We start from the raw sequence: 17,433 nt of genomic DNA, 5'->3' as shown, positions 1-17,433 counted from the left end.
CCGCTCAGCGGGGACGTCGGTGGTCGTGCCTAGTGTGGAGCTGTGATGCGGAGGGCTGCATGAGCGTGTTGCCGCGCGGGAGCACGGTACGGCGCGATGCCGGGCTGTACGGGTACGAACGGGCGCTGCGCCGCGTCGGCCTGGATCCGATCGCCGGTGTGGACGAGGCGGGCCGCGGACCGTGCGCGGGACCGCTGGTCGCGGCCGCGGTGATCCTGCCCGAGGGCAAGCGCGGCCAGATCCCGGAGCTCGCCGACTCGAAGCTGTTGACCGCGAAGGCCCGTGACCGCTGCTACGACGAGATCCGCAAGCGCGCCCTGGCCTGGTCGGTCGTCGCCATCGAGTCCACCGAGTGCGATCGCCTGGGCATGCACGTCGCGAATGTGGAGGCGCTCCGCCGCGCGCTCTTCCGCCTCGACGTGCGCCCGGCGTACGTGCTGACCGACGGGTTCGGCGTCGACGGGCTCGGCGTCCCTGGCCTGGCGATCTGGAAGGGTGATCGCGTGGCCGCCTGTATCGCTGCCGCGTCAATCATCGCGAAGGTGACGCGCGACCGGGTGATGGAGCACTGGGACAAGGTGTACCCGCAGTACGGTTTCGGGATCCACAAGGGCTACTGCACGCCCGAACACCAGGCGGCGCTGGACGAATACGGCCCGTGCCCACAACATCGACGGCGGTTCGAGAATGTCCGCCGCAGTCTGCGACCCGATATGGGACAGAATGTGACCAGTCCCACCGGAGTGGAGAGCCGATGAGCGAGCGCAGCGAGCGCCCAAACAAGCACAGCGCTCTCAGCGCTCATGCCGGAACCGAGCGTTGCGAGGTGGAGGTATGAGCGCTGACGACCTCGAGAAGTACGAAACCGATATGGAGCTGCAGCTCTATCGGGAGTACAAGGACGTCGTCGGGATCTTCAAGTACGTCGTGGAGACCGAACGGCGCTTCTATCTGTGCAACGCGGTCGACCTGAAGGTCCGCACTGAGGGCGGCGACGTGTACTTCGAGGTGACGATGGCCGACGCGTGGGTCTGGGATGTCTATCGATCCGCCCGCTTCGTCAAGAACGCCAAGGTTGTCACCTTCCGCGACGTCAACATCGAAGAACTGGCCAAGTCCGACCTGGAAGTCCCCAAGGACTCCGACTTCGGCCGCTGACCCCGCCGACTCCGACCCCCACCCCACATCAGGGTGGGGTAGGTGTGAGGCGCCAGCCGGTTGGGGTGGGGTGGACGAGGGCGAGGGCGGCGAGGGTTTCCAGGCAGGACTGGGTGGTCGGGAGGTCCAGACCTGCGGTGGTGGCTATGCGGGCGGCGGGCGCTGGGTTGACGACCGGGACGGCGTCGAGGGTGCGACGGACGTCGTGGGGGAGTTCGTCGCTGGGGTTCTTGGGGGCTTGTGGGCGCGGCGCGAGGCCGGTGCCGAGCGGGGAGACGGCCTCGATGATCTCGGCGACGCTCGTGACGAGTACGGCGTCTCGTTCGCGGACCAGCAGGTGGCTGCCTGCGGACATGCGGGACGTGATCGGCCCGGGCACCGCGAGGACGGCACGTCCGCACTGCTCGGCCCAACCTGCGCTGTTCAGCGCTCCGCTCCGGACCGCTGCCTCGATGACGACCGTGCCGAGCGTGCCCGCCGCGATCAGCCGGTTGCGCGCGAGGAACCGCAGCTTGGTCGGTGAACATCCAGGTGGTAGCTCGCTCACCACCAACCCGTCCTCCACGATCCGGCTGAACATCGCGGAGTTGCTCTTCGGATAGCTCGTATCAACCCCAGATGCCAGCACGGCGACCGTCACCCCGGAACCAGCCAGCACACCCCGATGCGCCGCCGCGTCGATCCCGTACGCCCCGCCTGACACCACCGTGATGCCGTTGTCCGCCAGCCCACCCGCGAGCTCCGCCGCGACATGCTCGCCGTACGACGAACACGCGCGAGCACCCACCATCGCGACGGATCGCGCGAGCGTCTTGCGCAGATGCGCCGGCCCTCGGACCCACAGCCCGAACGGCACGCCGGCCCGACGAGTCAGCTGCCCGGCCTCGGCCAGCACCTCCACCTGCTCGGGCCACTCGTCGTCCCCAGGGATCACGAACCGCGCTCCTGCAGCAGCCGCCCGCTCGAGGTCCCGCTCAGGCTGCGCCGCAGCCAGCCGCGTGGACCACCGCTCGGTGCCTGGCGCCTTCCCCCGCAAGAGCTCCCAGATCTCCAGCACCTCCATCCCCGCAAACGCCTTCAAGGCAACCAGGTCCCCGGGCTCCACCACCCGGGACAACCCAACCCGAACGAGCCGCTCCTCATCTCCGCCCCCGCCAACTCCCGCGGTCCCGCCACCACCCGTCCCGCCAACCCCATCCACCGACGCCTCGTCCACCACGTCAGCTCCACCCACCACCCCCTCCGTGACCGCCACCGAGGCACGCGCCTCAGCCGCGGAGGTGCTGGATGCCCGAGGCAACGTCATCGGGGGAGAGCACGTACACGTGCTGCGACGGGATGGGGGCGCAGGCAACTGATTGCCTGAGGTGATGGCAGAGGCCGGTTCATGCGAAGCCAGGTTCCTTGGAGCCGTGCTGCGGGTGAGCGTCATGCGGGGATTCCTTTGAGGGGACGGGTGTCGGAGAGGTCGGTCAGGGGTTCGCCGGTGCGGAGTTGGAAGGCTTCGTGGGTCAGGGCAGCGGTTGGTTGATCGATGCCTTGGAGATCTGCGAGGGTCCAAGCCACTCGGACGACGCGGTCGAAGCCACGGGCGGTGAGGCGGCCGGCGGTGTAGAGGTCCTCGAGGAGTTTGTGGCTGGCGGCATCCAACGGGAACTCGCGCCGCAGCACCGGGCCGGGGACCTCGCTGTTGAGGATCCAGCCGGTCTCGCGGTAGCGGTGCGCCTGCCGGTCGCGTGCCGCCTTCACGCGCTCGGCCACTGCCGCGGTCGACTCGGAGGCCTCGCGGTCGGCGACCCCTCGTGAGGTCGGCAGGATCTGCCGCTGAATGTCGAGGCGATCCTTGATCGGTCCACTGATCCGCTGCCGATACCGCGCCAGCACCTGCGGCGTGCAGTTGCAGATCGCGTTCCCCGCACCAGACATGCCGCAGGGACACGGATTGGCCGCGAGCACGAGCATGAAGCGGGCCGGGAACTTCGCCACAGCCGCCGACCGATGGACCTCGATGTACCCCGACTCCAGCGGCTGCCGCAGCGTGTCGAGCGTCAGCGGATGCATCTCGGGCGCCTCGTCGATGAACAGGATCCCGCGATGCGCACAGCTGATGGCCCCCGGCCGCGGCATGCCAGAGCCACCACCGACAAGACTGGACAGCGACGCGGTGTGGTGCGGCGCGATGAACGGCGGACGCACCACCAGCTCGGCGTCGTTGGTCAGGAGTCCCGCCAGCGAATGCACCGCGGACACTTCGAGCGAGTCGTCCGTGCTCAAGTCTGGCATCAATCCGGCCAGCCGCTCAGCCAGCATCGTCTTGCCCGAGCCCGGCGGCCCGTGCAGGAACAGGTGATGCCCGCCCGCGGCCGCGGCTTCGATTGCCCGTCGCCCCTCGCGTTGACCGATGATGTCGTCCAGATCGACCTCAGGAACCCGGGTCAGCGACTCGGACAGCAGCCGGGGCTCGGCCCGCGGCGGTGCCTCGTCCGGGATCTCGGTGCCACGCAACAGGGCAAGCACCTGCCGTAGCGAGCGCACGCCGTACACCTCGATGCCGGGCACGAGACGCGCCTCGCCCGAGTTCAGCTCCGGGACGACGATGCGCTCGAAGCTGGAACGGGCCGCGGCCAAGGTCATCGCGAGCGCACCACGGACCTCGCGGATCCGGCCGTCCAGGCCGAGCTCACCGATGATCGCGGTCTGCCGCAACGACTTGGCGTCGATCACTCCCGCGGCCGAGAGCAAGGCGAGCGCGATGGCGACGTCGTAATGCGAACCGGTCTTCGGCAGGGTGGCCGGTGAGAGGCCGATGGTGACCTTGCGATCGGGGAATCGCTCCCCGCTGTTCACCACCGCGGCGCGGACCCGATCACGGGCCTCGGACAACGATGCGTCTGGGAGGCCGATGAGCGTCGTCTTGGGCAGGCCTTGCGCGATGTCGGCCTCGACCTCGACCAGATGACCTTCGAGGCCGACCAGCGCGACGGACCACGTCTGTGCGAGCGCCATCAGGCCGCACCTCGCAAGTGGTCGACCTGCGGCGCCGTGTTCTGGTCGAAGAGCACGGCGACGATGTCGATCCGGATCGCGCCAGGTTTGAGCTGGTGGGTCTGCAGCCAGCGACCCGCCAGCTTCCGCAGCGTGGTCAGCTTCCGGTATGTGATCGACTCCAGCGGGCTGCCGTAGTTCAGCCCGCGCCGGGTCTTCACCTCACAGACGACAAGCGTGTCGCCCTCGCGCGCGACAATGTCGATCTCGCCCAGCTCGCAGCGCCAGTTGCGCTCGAGGATGGCGAAGCCCTCTCCGGCCAGATACCTGGCGGCGAGGTCTTCGCCGTACCGTCCGACGACGTTCTTGGTGCGCATCGGTGACCACCTCCGGCAGAGAACATGCCGGGATCAGGCCTCGATTTCGGACCTCACTTTCTGCCTGTGGACAACCTCAGTTGCGCATGTGCTTGCCGCGCGTCGGCTTCTGCGGCGGCGTGCGGACAGCGCGCAACTCGTTCGTCTGCTCGCCAGGCTGCTCGGTGCGGATCGCCTGCAGACCACCGGTCCCAGGGTCGGTGTCGCCGATGTCGTAGTCCCAGCTGTCCTCATTGGCCAGCCGGCTGTGCCAGCGCCCGTACAGCCCGTAGATCGCCAGGCCGATGACCATCCAGACACCGAACTTCGTCCACGTGCTCGTCTTCAGGTTCAGCATCAGCCACACCGTCGCGGCCAGCGACAGCAGCGGGATCAGCGGCACCATCGGCACCCGGAAACCACGCTCCAGGTTCGGCTCGGAGCGACGCAGGGTGAGTACGCCGATCGCACAGAAAGCGAAGCAGAACAACGCGCCGATGACCAGCAGTTCCTCGAGCTCCAGCACCTTCGGGTAGAGCGTCAGCGCCAGTGCCGCGAAGCCGGCAGCGGCCGCCGCGCGGGCAGGGGAGGAGTACACCCGGCTGACCCGTCCGAGGCTCTTCGGCAGCAGACCGTCGCGGCCCATGTTGAACAACACACGGCTCTGCGCGATCAGCACCACCATGATCACTGTCATCAGCGCGAGCAATGCACCCAGATTGACCACCTTCGCGGCCCACCCGACTCCTGTCGCCGCCAACGCCTCGGAGACCGGTGCGCTGCCGCCCAGCTCGCCGTACGGGCGCATTCCGACCAGAACCACGGCCATCGCGATGTAGAGGATCGTGACGGCGCCGACGCCGAGCAGCATGCCCTGCGGGACCGTCTTGCGCGGGCTGCGCGCGTCCTCGGACGCGGTCGCGATCAGGTCGAACCCGATGTAGGCGAACACGATCGAGCTCGCGGCCGTGAAGATGCCCATCATCCCGAACGAACCGAACGACGAGTCGAGGATCCAGCCCAGCAGGGTTGGACTGGCGGTCGCGGGCGCGGCCCGGGCCATCGGCACGAAGGGGTGGTAGTTGTCCATGTTGATGTGCGCCGCGCCGACCACCACGACCAACACGATCACGGCGACCTTCGCGATCACCACCACGGTCAGCACCCGGGCGGACAGCTTCGTACCGGTCACGATCAGCGCGGTCAGGATCAGCAGCAGCAGCGGCGCGACCAGGTTGACCTTCGCATCCGGGCCGAAGAACTTCGCCACGCCGTCGGGCAGTGTCAGTCCGAACCCGTCCAGTGTGGCCAGGAAGTACGCCGACCAGACGCGGGCGACGATCGCGGCCGCGGTGACGAGTTCCAGCACGAGCGCCCAGCCGACCAGCCAGGCCCACATCTCGCCGAAGGTCACATAGCTGAAGGTGTACGCGCTACCCGATACAGGAATCGTGGACGACAGCTCGGCGTAACAGGCCGCGGCCAGCACACAGACGATCGCCGCGATGACGAACGACAAAATCACGGCCGGACCGGCGACTTTGGCCGCCTGGTTGCCGCTGATGCTGAATATGCCGGACCCGATCATCACGCCCAGGCCGAGTACGACCAGATCGCGACGACCGAACAAGCGCGGCAGACGGTGCCGTGCGTCCTCGACTCGAGTGAACGCCGACTCGACCGGCAGGCGCCGGCCTACGGTCTGTCCGTTCGCTGAGGGGGCCATGGTCAGGGGTGCCTCCGTTGCTACTTGGGCAATCGGGCCGAACAGTAGTCGACCGTCGGGCTATCGACCAGACCTCCTCTCCTCGGCCCCCGCGCGGTGCCTTGCGATGCCGCGTCGGCTGCCGCATCGTCGAGGCATGACGCCGGACGATGCCAGCGCGAACCCTTCCTGGCCGGAAGGTTTCACTGCGTTACTGGCTGACTACGAACGGCATCTGGCGGCGGAGAGGGACCTCAGTAGACATTCGGTCAGAGCGTACCGTGGAGACGTCGCGGATTTACTCGAACATTTGATTCGTCTTGGTCACGATGATCTCGAGGGCCTGGATATCCGGGGGCTGCGGTCGTGGCTGGCCAAGCAGCAAAGCCTCGGGAAGGCGCGCAGCACGATGTCGCGCCGCGCCACCGCCGCGCGTGTCTTCACCGCCTGGGCGCAGCGAACCGGACGGATCAGCACGGATCCGGGCGCGTTGCTGGCCAGTCCGAGGCCGCACAAGAGCCTGCCGGGAGTGTTGGGGCAGGCCGACACGCGTGCCGTGCTCGACGCGGCGGCCGTGGCGGCCGACGACGGCGGCCCGATCGGCCTGCGTGACCTGGCGATCATGGAACTGCTCTACGCGACCGGCATCCGCGTCGGCGAACTCTGTGCCCTCGACATCGACGACATCGACACCTCGCGCCGAGTCGTCCGCGTCTTCGGCAAGGGTCGCAAGGAACGCGCTGTCCCGTACGGAGTGCCGGCCTCCGACGCACTGCGGCGCTGGCTCGACGAGGCTCGCCCGCAGTTGGCGCGGCAGGGGAGTGGGCCGGCGGTGTTCCTGGGGGCGCGTGGCGGCCGAATCGATCAGCGAGCGGTACGACGCCTTGTCCACGAGCGCATCGGAGTCGTCGATGCCCCCGACCTGTCGCCGCACGGTCTGCGCCATACGGCGGCGACCCACTTGCTCGAAGGTGGCGCCGACCTTCGCAGCGTCCAGGAGCTGCTCGGCCACGCATCGCTGGCGACCACTCAGATCTACACCCACATCTCCACCGACCGCCTGCGCCGGGCCTACGAACAGGCTCACCCTCGGGCGTGATCTGTCGGGCTGTCCGCGGGTGGATGCGGCGAGCGGGTCCGGGGATGGGGCAGACTGCGGTTCATGCGGGTTTCGGCGAAGTCTGACTATGCGTTGCGGGCGCTGATCGAGATCACCCAACGATGGGTGGCGAACGACCCGTCGGTCGTGTCGGCCGAGGAGCTCAGCCGTGCGCAGGGCATTCCGCATGGGTTCCTCCAAGGGATCTTGGCGGACCTCCGGCGTGCGGGGATCCTGGTGAGTCAGCGGGGACAGTCCGGCGGCTGGAAACTCGCCGTGGACCCGAACGAGATCTCTGTCGCCGACGTGATGCGTGCGGTGGACGGACCGATCGTGAGCATCTCCGGGGTGCGGCCCGAGAGCGTCGCGTACAACGAGCGGGCCGTCGTACTGCAACGGGTCTGGATCGCCGCCCGCGCGAGTCTGCGGGACGTGCTCGAGCACACCACGCTCATCGATCTCGCCAAGAACAAACTCCCTGCCGGCGTCGAGCGTCGCTCCCGCGACGAGGACGCCTGGCAAGCGCGCGTTCCCGGCAGCTGACCTCTCCCCGGGACCCCGATCCGACTGTTACAGTGTGGCCTTATATAAGCCGTGACTACAGGAGGACTGATGGCTGAGCAGAAGACCACCACGTTCCTGATGTTCCAGGACGGCAGGGCCGAGGAGGCGATGAACTTCTACCTGTCGCTCTTCGACAATGCGGAGGTCGTCTCGATCACTCGCTACGGGTCGGAGGGACCCGGCGCCGAGGGCTCGGTGATGCATGCGATCTTCACGTTGGCGGGTCAGCAGTACATGTGCAGCGACAGCCCGGTGCAGCACGGGTTCGACTTCACGCCGTCGATCTCGCTCTGGGTCGACTGTGCGGACGAGGCTGAGATCGACCGGCTGTTCGGCGTCTTGTCCGAGAAGGGCAAGGTGATGATGCCGCTGGGGGAGTACGGCTGGAGCCGGAAGTTCGGGTGGGTCGGCGACCGGTTCGGGATCTCGTGGCAGCTCAACCTGGCCTAGGGATGTCCTAGTGGCGCTTGAGCAGGAGGCCGCCGGCCAGGGTCAAGGCCGCCGCACTGGCGACCACGATCGCGCCTGTCCGGTTTGAGCTTGAAGCCGGCGGTGAGGCGGTCGGGCGCACCGGCTGCGGAGGTGGCGACGCGGTGGTGTGCACCGGCCGCGCCTCGACAGGCCCCGCGGCGCCCGCGACCGGCGGGGAACTGAGGGGGAGTAGGCGGACCGGGCGGTCCGGGAGCAGTGTGAGCGGATTGAGGTAGCGCTTGCCTTCGATCAGGCCCCAGTGAAGGCAGGTCGCGGGTGAGCAGTGTGAGCCGGCGCCCGAGAGGCGGCCGATCACCGTGCTCATGGTGACGGCAGTGCCCACGGTGACCGCCGGAACGACCGGCTCGTAGGTGGTCCGGCGCGCGCCGTGTGACACCGCGACAACGCCGCGACCGGCGAGCTGACCGGCGTACGTGACTGTGCCGGAGGTTGCGGCGCGGACGGGTTGGCCCGGGGAGCCGGTCAGGTCGACTCCGCGGTGGCCCGGGAGCCAGGGTTTGGCGGGCAGTTCGAAGCCGCGGACGACCTCGGGGCGGGGTTGGAGGGGCCAGTTCGCAGGATCCGGGCCTGCGGTGGCGAGGGTCAGGGCGAGAAGGACGAGGTTCATGCCTGGAACATGCCGTCGAAACCCCTGATTTCCGGTGGTGAGTTCGGGACTGTGGACAACCGGGCCCGGTTCGCTTTGGGCCGGGGTGGTCCCGTACACTTCCGGTGGCGTCCCATGTGAGTGGGACGACTACGCATGCCCGCACAACAGCGCGCCTCCCTCGGTCCCGGGACCTCCCGGGTGGGTTGCGTGCCGACGGGCATCAGGCACGGCGGGCCACCCGGTCCGCCGCGAGACAACCGAGACTGCGCCGACCGGATCGAGCGACCCGGGAAAGCGCGACAGGAGGCAACACCCTCATGGCCGTCGTGACCATGAAGCAGCTCCTCGAGAGCGGCGTGCACTTCGGGCACCAGACCCGGCGCTGGAACCCCAAGATGAAGCGCTACATCCTGACCGAGCGCAACGGCATCTACATCATCGACCTGCAGCAGTCGCTGTCGTACATCGACCGCGCCTACGAGTTCGTCCGCAGCACGGTCGCCTCGGGCGGGGCGATCCTGTTCGTCGGCACCAAGAAGCAGGCCCAGGAAGCGATCGCCGAGCAGGCGACCCGGGTCGGCATGCCGTACGTGAACCAGCGTTGGCTGGGCGGCATGCTCACCAACTTCCAGACCGTGAACAAGCGGCTCCAGCGGCTCAAGGAGCTGGAACTGCTCGACTTCGACGACGTGGCGGCCTCGGGCGTCACCAAGAAGGAGCTGCTGCAGAAGCGGCGCGAGCACGACAAGCTGCTCAAGACCCTCGGTGGTATCCGCGACATGGCCCGGGTTCCGGCCGCCGTGTGGATCGTGGACACCAAGAAGGAGCACCTCGCCGTCGACGAGGCGCGCAAGCTGAAGCTGCCGATCATCGGCATCCTGGACACCAACTGCGACCCGGACGAGGTCGACTTCCCGATCCCGGGCAACGACGACGCGATCCGCTCGGTCGGCCTGCTGACCCGCGTGGTCGCCGACGCCGTCGCCGACGGCCTGATGGCCCGCTCGGGTCAGGGTGCTGCCGCTGCCGGTGAGGAGCTCGGCGCCGAGGAGCCGTTGGCTGCCTGGGAGCGCGAGCTGCTGGAGAGCCAGAACGGCACCTCCGAGGCCAAGTCCGCCGATGGCGACGCCGCGAAGGCTCCGGAAGCCGCCGAGGCGCCGAAGGATGCCGCCGCTGAGGCGCCGGCCGCCGCTGCCGAGGAAGCTCCGGCCGCTGTCGAGGAGACCCCGGCTGCTGTCGAGGAGACCCCGGCTGCTGTCGAGGAGACCCCGGCCGTCGACGCCGTGAAGGCCGACGAGGCCCCCAAGGCCGACGAGGCCTGACAGCCCTGAGTCGCCGCCCGGTACACACCGGGCGGCACTCGAGCCCGCCTATCCAGCCGCATCGACAAGACGAGAGAACGAGGAATGGCGAACTACACCGCCGCTGACGTGAAGAAGCTCCGCGACGCCACCGGCGCGGGCATGATGGACGCGAAGAAGGCGCTCGAGACCACCGACGGCGACTTCGAGAAGGCGATCGAGGAGCTGCGCATCCACGGCGCGGCCAAGGCCGCCAAGCGGGGCGCCGAGCGCTCCGCCACCAACGGCCTGGTGGCCGCGGCGGAGAACGCGCTGGTCCAGCTGAACTGCGAGACCGACTTCGTCGCCAAGAACGAGCAGTTCCAGCAGCTGGCCGCCGACATCGTCGCGCACGCCGCCGCCAGCAAGGTCGCCGACGTCGAGGGCCTGCTGAGCGAGAAGCTGTCCGACGGCAAGAGCGTCGCCGAGAACATCGAGGCGCTGGCCTCGGTCATCGGCGAGAAGCTCGAGCTGGGCAAGGTCGCCGTGTTCGACGGCCAGGTGACGGCGTACATGCACAAGCGTGCCGCTGATCTGCCGGCCCAGGTCGGCGTGCTGGTCGAGTTCGAGGGCGACAACGTCGAGGCCGCTCGTGGTGCCGCCATGCAGGCCGCCGCGATGCGCCCGCTGTACACGACCCGCGACGAGGTCCCGGCCGAGACGGTCGAGAACGAGAAGCGGATCGCCGAGGCGACCGCTCGCGAGGAGGGCAAGCCGGAGCAGGCTCTGCCGAAGATCGTCGAGGGCCGGGTGAACGGCTTCTTCAAGGACGTCGTCCTACTCGAGCAGGCGTCGGTCCAGGAGAGCAAGAAGACCGTGAAGGCCGTGCTCGACGAGGCCGGCGTGACCGTGAAGCGGTTCGCCCGCTTCGAGGTCGGCGCCTGAGCTTCGGGATCTTCGAGGGATCAGCAAGACAGCAACGATCGAGGAGGCCGGAATCGTGACGGAAACCCTGGGTACCGAGACGAGTCCGGCCTCTTCGCCGTTCGCGCCGGCCTATCACCGGGTGCTGCTGAAGCTGTCGGGTGAGGTGTTCGGCGGCGGCAAGCTCGGCGTCGACCCCGACGTGGTGAACTCCATCGCCAAGCAGATCGCGGGGGTGGCCCGGGCCGGCGTCCAGGTCGCCGTGGTGGTCGGCGGCGGCAACTTCTTCCGTGGTGCCGAGTTGCAGCAGCGCGGGATGGAGCGCAACCGGGCCGACTACATGGGCATGCTGGGCACGGTGATGAACTGCCTGGCGCTGCAGGACTTCCTGGAGAAGCTCGGTATCGAGACCCGGGTGCAGACCGCCATCACGATGGGCCAGGTCGCCGAGCCGTACATCCCGCGCAAGGCCGAGCGGCACCTGGAGAAGGGCCGTGTGGTGATCTTCGGCGCCGGTTCCGGCATGCCGTACTTCTCCACCGACACGGTCGCCGCGCAGCGGGCGCTGGAGATCGGCGCCGAGGCGCTGCTGATGGGCAAGCAGGGTGTGGACGGGGTCTACGACTCCGACCCGAAGAAGAACCCGGACGCGGTGAAGTTCGACCAGTTGTCGTACGACGACTTCCTCGCCCGCGGACTGCGGGTCGCCGACGCCACCGCGATCAGCCTGGCCCGCGACAACGCGCTGCCGATCGTGATCTTCGGCCTCGAGGAGGGCAACATCGCCCGGGTCGTGCACGGCGAGAAGATCGGGACCATCGTTTCTCCCGGTCAGTAGTCCCCCGGCCGCAGCCGGTACCGCGGCGTACCACTAGGATCGTTCGACACGGGTGGATGTCCGTTATCTGGTAAACCTGCGTTCGTAGGGTATGCAGTGGCCGCGCCGAGGCGGCCCTGAGGAAGCGAGGAATGTCGTGATCGACCAAGCTCTCCGCGAAGCCGAGCAGAAGATGGCGAAGGCTGTGGAGGTCGCGAAGGACGACTTCGCCGCGATCCGCACCGGCCGGGCCCACCCGCAGATGTTCGCGGGCATTCTGGCCGACTACTACGGCAGCCCGACGCCGCTGCAGCAACTGGCCGGTTTCCAGGTCCCGGAGCCCCGGACCGTGCTGATCTCGCCGTACGACAAGGGTGCGATGGCGGCGATCGAGAAGGCGATCCGCGACTCGGACCTGGGGGTGAACCCGGGTAACGACGGTGCGGTGATCCGGGTGGTGATGCCGCAGTTGACCGAGGAGCGGCGCAAGGAGTACATCAAGGTCGCCAAGACCAAGGCCGAGGAAGCCAAGGTCTCGGTCCGCAACATCCGCCGGCACGCCATGGACCAGGTGCACAAGACCGTCAAGGACGGCGACGCGGGCGAGGACGAGGGCAAGAGTGCTGAGAAGCGGCTCGACGGGTTGACGAAGAAGTACGTCGACTCGATCGACGATCTGCTCAAGCACAAGGAAGCCGAACTGCTCGAGGTGTGATGGGCGTCGACAGCACGCCCGCGCCGAGTCCCAGCCCGAGCCGCGCCGGGCGGAATCTGCCTGCGGCCATCGCGGTCGGGGTCGGTCTCGGCGCCCTGATCCTCGGATCGCTGTTCTGGGAGAAGGTTCTGTTCGCCGTCCTCGTGCTGGCCGCCGTGCTGGTGGCCGTCGACGAGATGATCAAGGCTCTGCGTGCGGGCGGCGCGGTGATCCCGAGGATCCCGCTGTTCGCCGGTACGACGGCGATGCTGATGGCGGCGTACTTCTGGGGACCGATGGCGCTGCTGATCGCGCTCGCGCTCACTGTGCTGGCGACGATCTGGTGGCGGATGCCGGGCGGATCGGTCGGGTTCGTCCGGGACGCGAGCGCCGGGGTGTTCCTGATCGGGTACGTACCGCTGCTGGCCGGCTTCGCGATCCTGCTGGTCCAGCCGGAGTCGGACGGCCCGCAGCGTGTTCTGACCTTCTTCCTGGTCGTGGTCGCCAGTGACGTCGGCGGCTACGCGGCCGGGGTGCTGTTCGGCAAGCACCCGATGGCTCCGACGATCAGTCCGAAGAAGTCCTGGGAGGGCTTCGCGGGCTCGACCCTCGCGTGCATCGGTGCCGGCATCGGTTCGGTCGTGTGGCTGCTCGACGGGGACTGGTGGGCCGGTGCGATCGTCGGCGCGGTGGCCGTGCTGACAGCCACGGTGGGCGATCTCAGCGAGTCGATGATCAAGCGCGACCTTGGCATCAAGGACATGTCCAACCTGCTGCCGGGGCACGGCGGTGTGATGGACCGGCTGGACTCGTTGCTGGCCACGGCCCCTGCGGTCTGGCTGCTGCTGCATCTTCTGGTGAAGGGGTGAGTGCATGACGGTGGCGCCCGACGGACGGTCGCTGGTAGGCGAGGTCGTCCGGCTGGACCGGCTGCAGGACAGCGACATCGAGGAGTTGTACGCCGCCATCGGCAACGAGCAGGTGTACGCCGCCGGCTTCGCCGGTGGAATCGCCGGGATGCCGGCCGATGCCGAGGCCATGCGGGCGCAGTGGATCCCGTCATCGGAGCAGCGCTACGCGTACGCGATCCGGTTGGTTGCCGACGGCACCCTCGTCGGTACGTCGAGCCTCGGCGACGTCGATCTGACCAACGAATCGATCCACCTCGGCTGGACCGGCTACGCGCCGGCGGTCTGGGGTACGGCGGTGAACCCGGCGTCCAAGCTGCTGCTGCTCCAGCACGCCTTCGAGGACTGCGGATTCGGCCGGGTGAAGATCCAGACCGGCTCCACCAATACCCGGTCGCAGGCGGCCATCGCCAAGCTCGGTGCGACCCGGGAGGGCGTCCTGCGCCGGGAGAGGCGGCAGGCCGACGGTTCCTTCCGCGACACCGTGGTGTTCTCGATCCTGGTCGACGAGTGGCCCGAGGTCCGCAAGCGCCTCGAGGACCGGCTCAATCGCTGACGGTACGGCGAGTGCCCGCCAGCTCGGCCAGAGCGGTGTACGACGCGACCAGGTGGGCCCGGTCGTAGGTGTTCGTGGTGATCAGCACTTCGTCGGCGGCGGTACGACGTACCAGCCCGCCGAGGGCCTCGTCGACCTGGTCGGGTGTGCCATAGATCTGGCCGCGGAGCGACTGCTCGAAGAGCTCGCGCTCCTTCGCGGTCAGGTCGCCAGGTACCGAAGACTCCAGCGGTGGGAACACCCCGCGCGTGCGCGAGTAGGCACTCGCCCATGCCTCGGGCAACAACAACTGCCTGGCCTCCTCCGTGGTCTCCGCAACAGCAGCAGTCACCGCGAGTACGACGTACGGCCGCGGAGCCCATGTGGACGGCTGGAACTCGGCGCGGTAGTCGTCGACCAACTGGAGCAGTGCCGACTCATCCCTGCCGGCGATGACCAGGGGGAGTCCGAGCGAAGCGGCGAGGTGGGCGCCCTCGCCGACAGCGAGGATGAAGGGTGGGATCCGCAGACCCTCTCCAGGACGAGCGTGGACCTGGTTCTGCAGTGTGCCGGTGAAGTAGCCCAGTAGCTCCTGGACCTGGGCGGCGAAGTCCTCGGCCGCGTCCTTCTCAACGCCCAGGGCGCGGCGGATGCCATTGGTGAAGCCGACGGACCGGCCGAGGCCCATGTCGATGCGGCCCGGGTACAGCGACTCCAGCACTCCGAACTGCTCGGCGACCACCAGCGGCTGATGGTTCGGCAGCATCACACCGCCGGTGCCGACGCGGATCCGGCTGGTGCGGGCCGCGATCGCGGCTGCCAGCACGGTGGGAGCCGATCCGACCACTCCGGGAACGCTGTGGTGCTCCGAGACCCAGAAACGCTTGTAGCCAAGCTCTTCCACCTGCTGCGCGAGCTCGACGGTCGCACGCAATGTCTCCGCTTCCGTCTCACCTGCCCGCGTCCGCGAGCGGTCCAGGACGGAGAGCGGAACCCCAGTGAGAGCAGCCATGACCTCATTTCCAACTGCGGCCGCGCAGCGGTCATTCCCCAAGCAGCAGCCGCAGATCCTCACGGAAGCGGTCGGCATCCGGTAGCGCGGCCAGGAACTCGCGCTCAACCTCCAGCCGCACCCGCTCCGCGTCCTCGAACGTCGACTCGCCCTTGGCGGTGAGCACCACGACGTTGCGCCGCCGGTCCTCCGGACTGCGCCGGCGCTCGACCAGTCCGCGTTCCTCCAGGCTGTCGAGCAGGTCGCCGATCGAGGTCCGGTCGACTCGGAGCCTGGACGCGACCTCCAGCTGCGAGAGCGGCTCACCGGCAACCACTGCGGACAGTACGGCGAGGTCCCGGCCGTTCAGCCCGTACGGGGCGAGCGCTTTGGCCTGCTCGTCGGTGAGCTGCGCGAGGACATGTTTGAGCAGATACCCCAGCCGGTCGGACATCATGAGGCAAATCTACCGCTCCACTGATCGTCAGGGTCGCTGATCATCAGCTACGCTGACGATTATGACTCTGACCTTCGGCTTGAAAACCACCCCGATGCATGTCCCGTACGCCGACATCCAGCGCGTCTGGCTCGAGGCCGACGAGTTCCCGCAGTTCCGCGACGCCTGGTTGTGGGACCACTTCCTGCCGCTCATCGGGCCCAAGGACGGCGACGTACTGGAAGGCTGGACGCTGCTCAGCGCGCTCGCCGCGCAGACGACCCGCCTTCGCTTCGGTCTGCTCGTGACCAGCAACCGCGTCCGCGCGCCCGCCGTACTCGGCAAGATCGCCAGCACCCTGGACGTGATCTCGGGCGGCCGGCTGACCATGGGCCTCGGCGCCGGCGGTACGCATCAACCGCCCGGTGCCGGCGGTATCGCCGGACCGAACCCGGCCATCGCGGAGTACGAGGCGTACGGCCTGACACTGGTCCCGCCGGGGGAGGGGGTGGACCGACTGCGCGAGACCATCGAGATCCTGCGCGGCATGTGGACGCAGGACGTCTTCGACTTCCACGGCCGGTACTACACGCTCGAGCAGAACCGGAACGAGCCCAAGCCGATCCAGCGACCGGGACCGCCGCTCCTGATCGGCGGCTGGGGCAACCGGATGATGCGGCTGATCGCCGAGTACGCCGACATCTGGAACATCAGCGGCCCGCCGCACACCGACTTCGAGGTTCTCGCCGACCGGGCCCGTCGACTCGACGCGGAGTGCGCCCGCATCGGCCGCGACCCGGCCACAGTCAGCCGCTCGCTGCAGCAACTCGTCTCGTACGACGATCCGGCCGCGACCCGATCGATCATCCGCCGGGCGGCGGGGCTGGGGTTCGACCACATCGTGCTCTCGCTGACCCGCCCGTACCCGGATCGGGCGGCACAGTGGCTGGTCCGGGAGATCATCGATCCGGTGCTCGAGCAGACCTCCGCAGCCTGACCTTTCGAGCTGGATGGAAAGGGTTGGTTATTTTTTCACGCCTCCCCGACGTGACTGGAAACCGCTTCTGACCTGGGAAAACACCAGTCGGACCTGGTGCCGGGACGGGTGCTGGAGGGGTTTACAAGCCGGGGAGGCAGGAATGCACTCAGTAATGGGACGACCACGCCCCGGGCGTTCCTGTGAGGCTGAGGAGCTGACATGAGGCATACGACGACGAAACTCAAGGCCGCACTGAGCGGTCTGACCCTGGTCGCGGCAGCAGCGTTGCCGATGGCATCCACTCCGGCGACCGCGGTGCCAACCGCGCCCGCCATCTCCGCCGAGGCCACCGCGGCCGCCAAGCCGGTGCCGACGCTCGGCTACTCCACGCAGGCCCTCAAGACGCTGCCCATCGACTTCCAGTACCAGCAGACCGGCTACTGGTGTGGCCCGGCAGCGACCCGGATCGCCTTGTCCGCCCGGATCTCACCGCCGAGCCAGCAGCAGCTGGCCAACGAACTGCCCACCACCACGAACGGCACGGACTGGATCGGGCAGGTGACGCGGGTGCTCAACAACCACCTGGGCACCGGCTGGTACGAGACCAAGGAGATGCCGAACGACCCGCCCACCCAGGCGCAGCGCGACCTGCTCTGGCGCGACGTCACCCTCGACATCGACAACAACTACCCGATCGTCGCGAACATCGTCGCCCCGGCCAGCAACCACCCGCCGGGTTACCCGAACTACACGATCTACCACTACTTCACCGTGATCGGGTACGACTCCAGCGACATGACTGTGCTGATCGCTGACCCGGCCGGCTTCGCGCCGACCGCGACGTACTGGCTGACCTTCAACCAGCTCGCCACGCTGATTCCGCCGAAGGGTTACTCGGCCTGATCGCCCAGCGGGCTGGAG

General features: G+C 68.2%; 20 protein-coding genes. 13 read left to right on the top strand and 7 right to left on the bottom strand.

Features of this window, described 5'->3' with window-relative positions; translation table 11 throughout:
- Positions 1-59 precede the first annotated feature (59 nt).
- Together AB0I34_RS31755 and AB0I34_RS31750 are read left to right on the top strand one after the other, a co-directional pair.
- Complete coding sequence (locus AB0I34_RS31755) at positions 60-758, top strand: ribonuclease HII (RefSeq protein ID WP_131517714.1); 699 nt, start codon at positions 60-62, stop codon at positions 756-758.
- Positions 759-834: 76 nt separating this feature from the next.
- Positions 835-1,158, top strand: coding sequence for a DUF2469 domain-containing protein (locus AB0I34_RS31750; protein WP_012922325.1), 324 nt, complete (start codon positions 835-837; stop codon positions 1,156-1,158).
- A 28-nt stretch (positions 1,159-1,186) separates the two neighbouring features.
- Here the strand turns inward: AB0I34_RS31750 and dprA are convergent, their stop codons facing one another.
- From dprA to AB0I34_RS31730, 4 genes are all read right to left on the bottom strand, one after another.
- The gene (gene dprA, locus AB0I34_RS31745) at positions 1,187-2,266 is read right to left on the bottom strand and encodes a DNA-processing protein DprA (RefSeq protein ID WP_360452226.1); all 1,080 of its coding nucleotides are present in this window, start codon (positions 2,264-2,266) and stop codon (positions 1,187-1,189) included.
- Between the two features lie 320 nt (positions 2,267-2,586).
- The gene (locus AB0I34_RS31740) at positions 2,587-4,164 is read right to left on the bottom strand and encodes a YifB family Mg chelatase-like AAA ATPase (RefSeq protein WP_360452224.1); all 1,578 of its coding nucleotides are present in this window, start codon (positions 4,162-4,164) and stop codon (positions 2,587-2,589) included.
- Positions 4,164-4,520, bottom strand: a complete 357-nt coding sequence (locus AB0I34_RS31735; RefSeq protein WP_360452222.1) for a YraN family protein — start codon at positions 4,518-4,520, stop codon at positions 4,164-4,166. Before AB0I34_RS31735 ends, AB0I34_RS31740 begins: the two co-directional genes overlap by 1 nt.
- A gap of 76 nt (positions 4,521-4,596) precedes the next feature.
- The gene (locus AB0I34_RS31730) at positions 4,597-6,225 is read right to left on the bottom strand and encodes an amino acid permease (RefSeq protein ID WP_360452220.1); all 1,629 of its coding nucleotides are present in this window, start codon (positions 6,223-6,225) and stop codon (positions 4,597-4,599) included.
- Between the two features lie 136 nt (positions 6,226-6,361).
- On the opposite strand from AB0I34_RS31730, the gene AB0I34_RS31725 reads away from it, so the two are divergent.
- The 3 genes from AB0I34_RS31725 (at position 6,362) to AB0I34_RS31715 (ending at position 8,317) form a co-directional block, all read left to right on the top strand.
- On the top strand, positions 6,362-7,303 hold the full coding sequence (locus AB0I34_RS31725) for a tyrosine recombinase XerC (RefSeq protein ID WP_360452218.1): 942 nt from the start codon (positions 6,362-6,364) through the stop codon (positions 7,301-7,303).
- A gap of 63 nt (positions 7,304-7,366) precedes the next feature.
- Positions 7,367-7,846: an Rrf2 family transcriptional regulator gene (locus AB0I34_RS31720; protein ID WP_360452216.1), complete on the top strand. Its 480-nt coding sequence runs from the start codon at positions 7,367-7,369 to the stop codon at positions 7,844-7,846.
- 69 nt (positions 7,847-7,915) lie between these two features.
- Positions 7,916-8,317 (top strand): VOC family protein, encoded by a 402-nt coding sequence (locus AB0I34_RS31715; protein ID WP_360452214.1) that lies wholly within the window; start codon positions 7,916-7,918, stop codon positions 8,315-8,317.
- Positions 8,318-8,324: 7 nt separating this feature from the next.
- Here the strand turns inward: AB0I34_RS31715 and AB0I34_RS31710 are convergent, their stop codons facing one another.
- Entirely contained in the window at positions 8,325-8,966 is a 642-nt protein-coding gene (locus tag AB0I34_RS31710; protein ID WP_360452212.1) for a M23 family metallopeptidase, read from the bottom strand.
- Positions 8,967-9,265: 299 nt separating this feature from the next.
- Here AB0I34_RS31710 and rpsB point away from each other — a divergent pair, with 299 nt between their 5' ends.
- From rpsB to AB0I34_RS31680, 6 genes are all read left to right on the top strand, one after another.
- Positions 9,266-10,270: a 30S ribosomal protein S2 gene (gene rpsB / locus AB0I34_RS31705; RefSeq protein ID WP_360452210.1), complete on the top strand. Its 1,005-nt coding sequence runs from the start codon at positions 9,266-9,268 to the stop codon at positions 10,268-10,270.
- An 84-nt stretch (positions 10,271-10,354) separates the two neighbouring features.
- The gene (gene tsf, locus AB0I34_RS31700) at positions 10,355-11,173 is read left to right on the top strand and encodes a translation elongation factor Ts (RefSeq protein WP_131354969.1); all 819 of its coding nucleotides are present in this window, start codon (positions 10,355-10,357) and stop codon (positions 11,171-11,173) included.
- A gap of 55 nt (positions 11,174-11,228) precedes the next feature.
- A complete protein-coding gene (gene pyrH, locus AB0I34_RS31695) occupies positions 11,229-11,990 on the top strand; it encodes a UMP kinase (RefSeq protein ID WP_238163420.1) in 762 nt (253 codons plus the stop codon).
- Positions 11,991-12,129: 139 nt separating this feature from the next.
- On the top strand, positions 12,130-12,684 hold the full coding sequence (frr, locus tag AB0I34_RS31690) for a ribosome recycling factor (protein WP_360452262.1): 555 nt from the start codon (positions 12,130-12,132) through the stop codon (positions 12,682-12,684).
- Positions 12,684-13,532 (top strand): phosphatidate cytidylyltransferase, encoded by an 849-nt coding sequence (locus tag AB0I34_RS31685; RefSeq protein ID WP_360452207.1) that lies wholly within the window; start codon positions 12,684-12,686, stop codon positions 13,530-13,532. The genes frr and AB0I34_RS31685 overlap by 1 nt, the downstream gene beginning before the upstream one ends.
- 4 nt (positions 13,533-13,536) lie before the next feature.
- On the top strand, positions 13,537-14,127 hold the full coding sequence (locus AB0I34_RS31680) for a GNAT family protein (RefSeq protein ID WP_360452205.1): 591 nt from the start codon (positions 13,537-13,539) through the stop codon (positions 14,125-14,127).
- Here the strand turns inward: AB0I34_RS31680 and AB0I34_RS31675 are convergent.
- Together AB0I34_RS31675 and AB0I34_RS31670 are read right to left on the bottom strand one after the other, a co-directional pair.
- On the bottom strand, positions 14,117-15,118 hold the full coding sequence (locus tag AB0I34_RS31675) for an LLM class flavin-dependent oxidoreductase (RefSeq protein ID WP_360452203.1): 1,002 nt from the start codon (positions 15,116-15,118) through the stop codon (positions 14,117-14,119). The two genes, AB0I34_RS31680 and AB0I34_RS31675, sit on opposite strands and share 11 nt — an antisense overlap.
- A gap of 31 nt (positions 15,119-15,149) precedes the next feature.
- Positions 15,150-15,554 (bottom strand): MarR family transcriptional regulator, encoded by a 405-nt coding sequence (locus AB0I34_RS31670; protein ID WP_360452201.1) that lies wholly within the window; start codon positions 15,552-15,554, stop codon positions 15,150-15,152.
- 61 nt (positions 15,555-15,615) lie between these two features.
- Here AB0I34_RS31670 and AB0I34_RS31665 point away from each other — a divergent pair, with 61 nt between their 5' ends.
- The gene (locus AB0I34_RS31665; RefSeq protein WP_360452199.1) at positions 15,616-16,530 is read left to right on the top strand and encodes an LLM class flavin-dependent oxidoreductase; all 915 of its coding nucleotides are present in this window, start codon (positions 15,616-15,618) and stop codon (positions 16,528-16,530) included.
- A 201-nt stretch (positions 16,531-16,731) separates the two neighbouring features.
- On the top strand, positions 16,732-17,415 hold the full coding sequence (locus AB0I34_RS31660) for a C39 family peptidase (RefSeq protein WP_360452197.1): 684 nt from the start codon (positions 16,732-16,734) through the stop codon (positions 17,413-17,415).
- The last annotated feature ends 18 nt before the right edge of the window (positions 17,416-17,433 follow it).

Origin of the sequence: Kribbella sp. NPDC050281 (genome assembly GCF_040655855.1) — a bacterium.
Taxonomy (GTDB): domain Bacteria; phylum Actinomycetota; class Actinomycetes; order Propionibacteriales; family Kribbellaceae; genus Kribbella.
The sequence above is the reverse complement of the archived record's forward strand: the minus strand, read 5'-3'. Positions and strand labels throughout refer to the sequence as shown.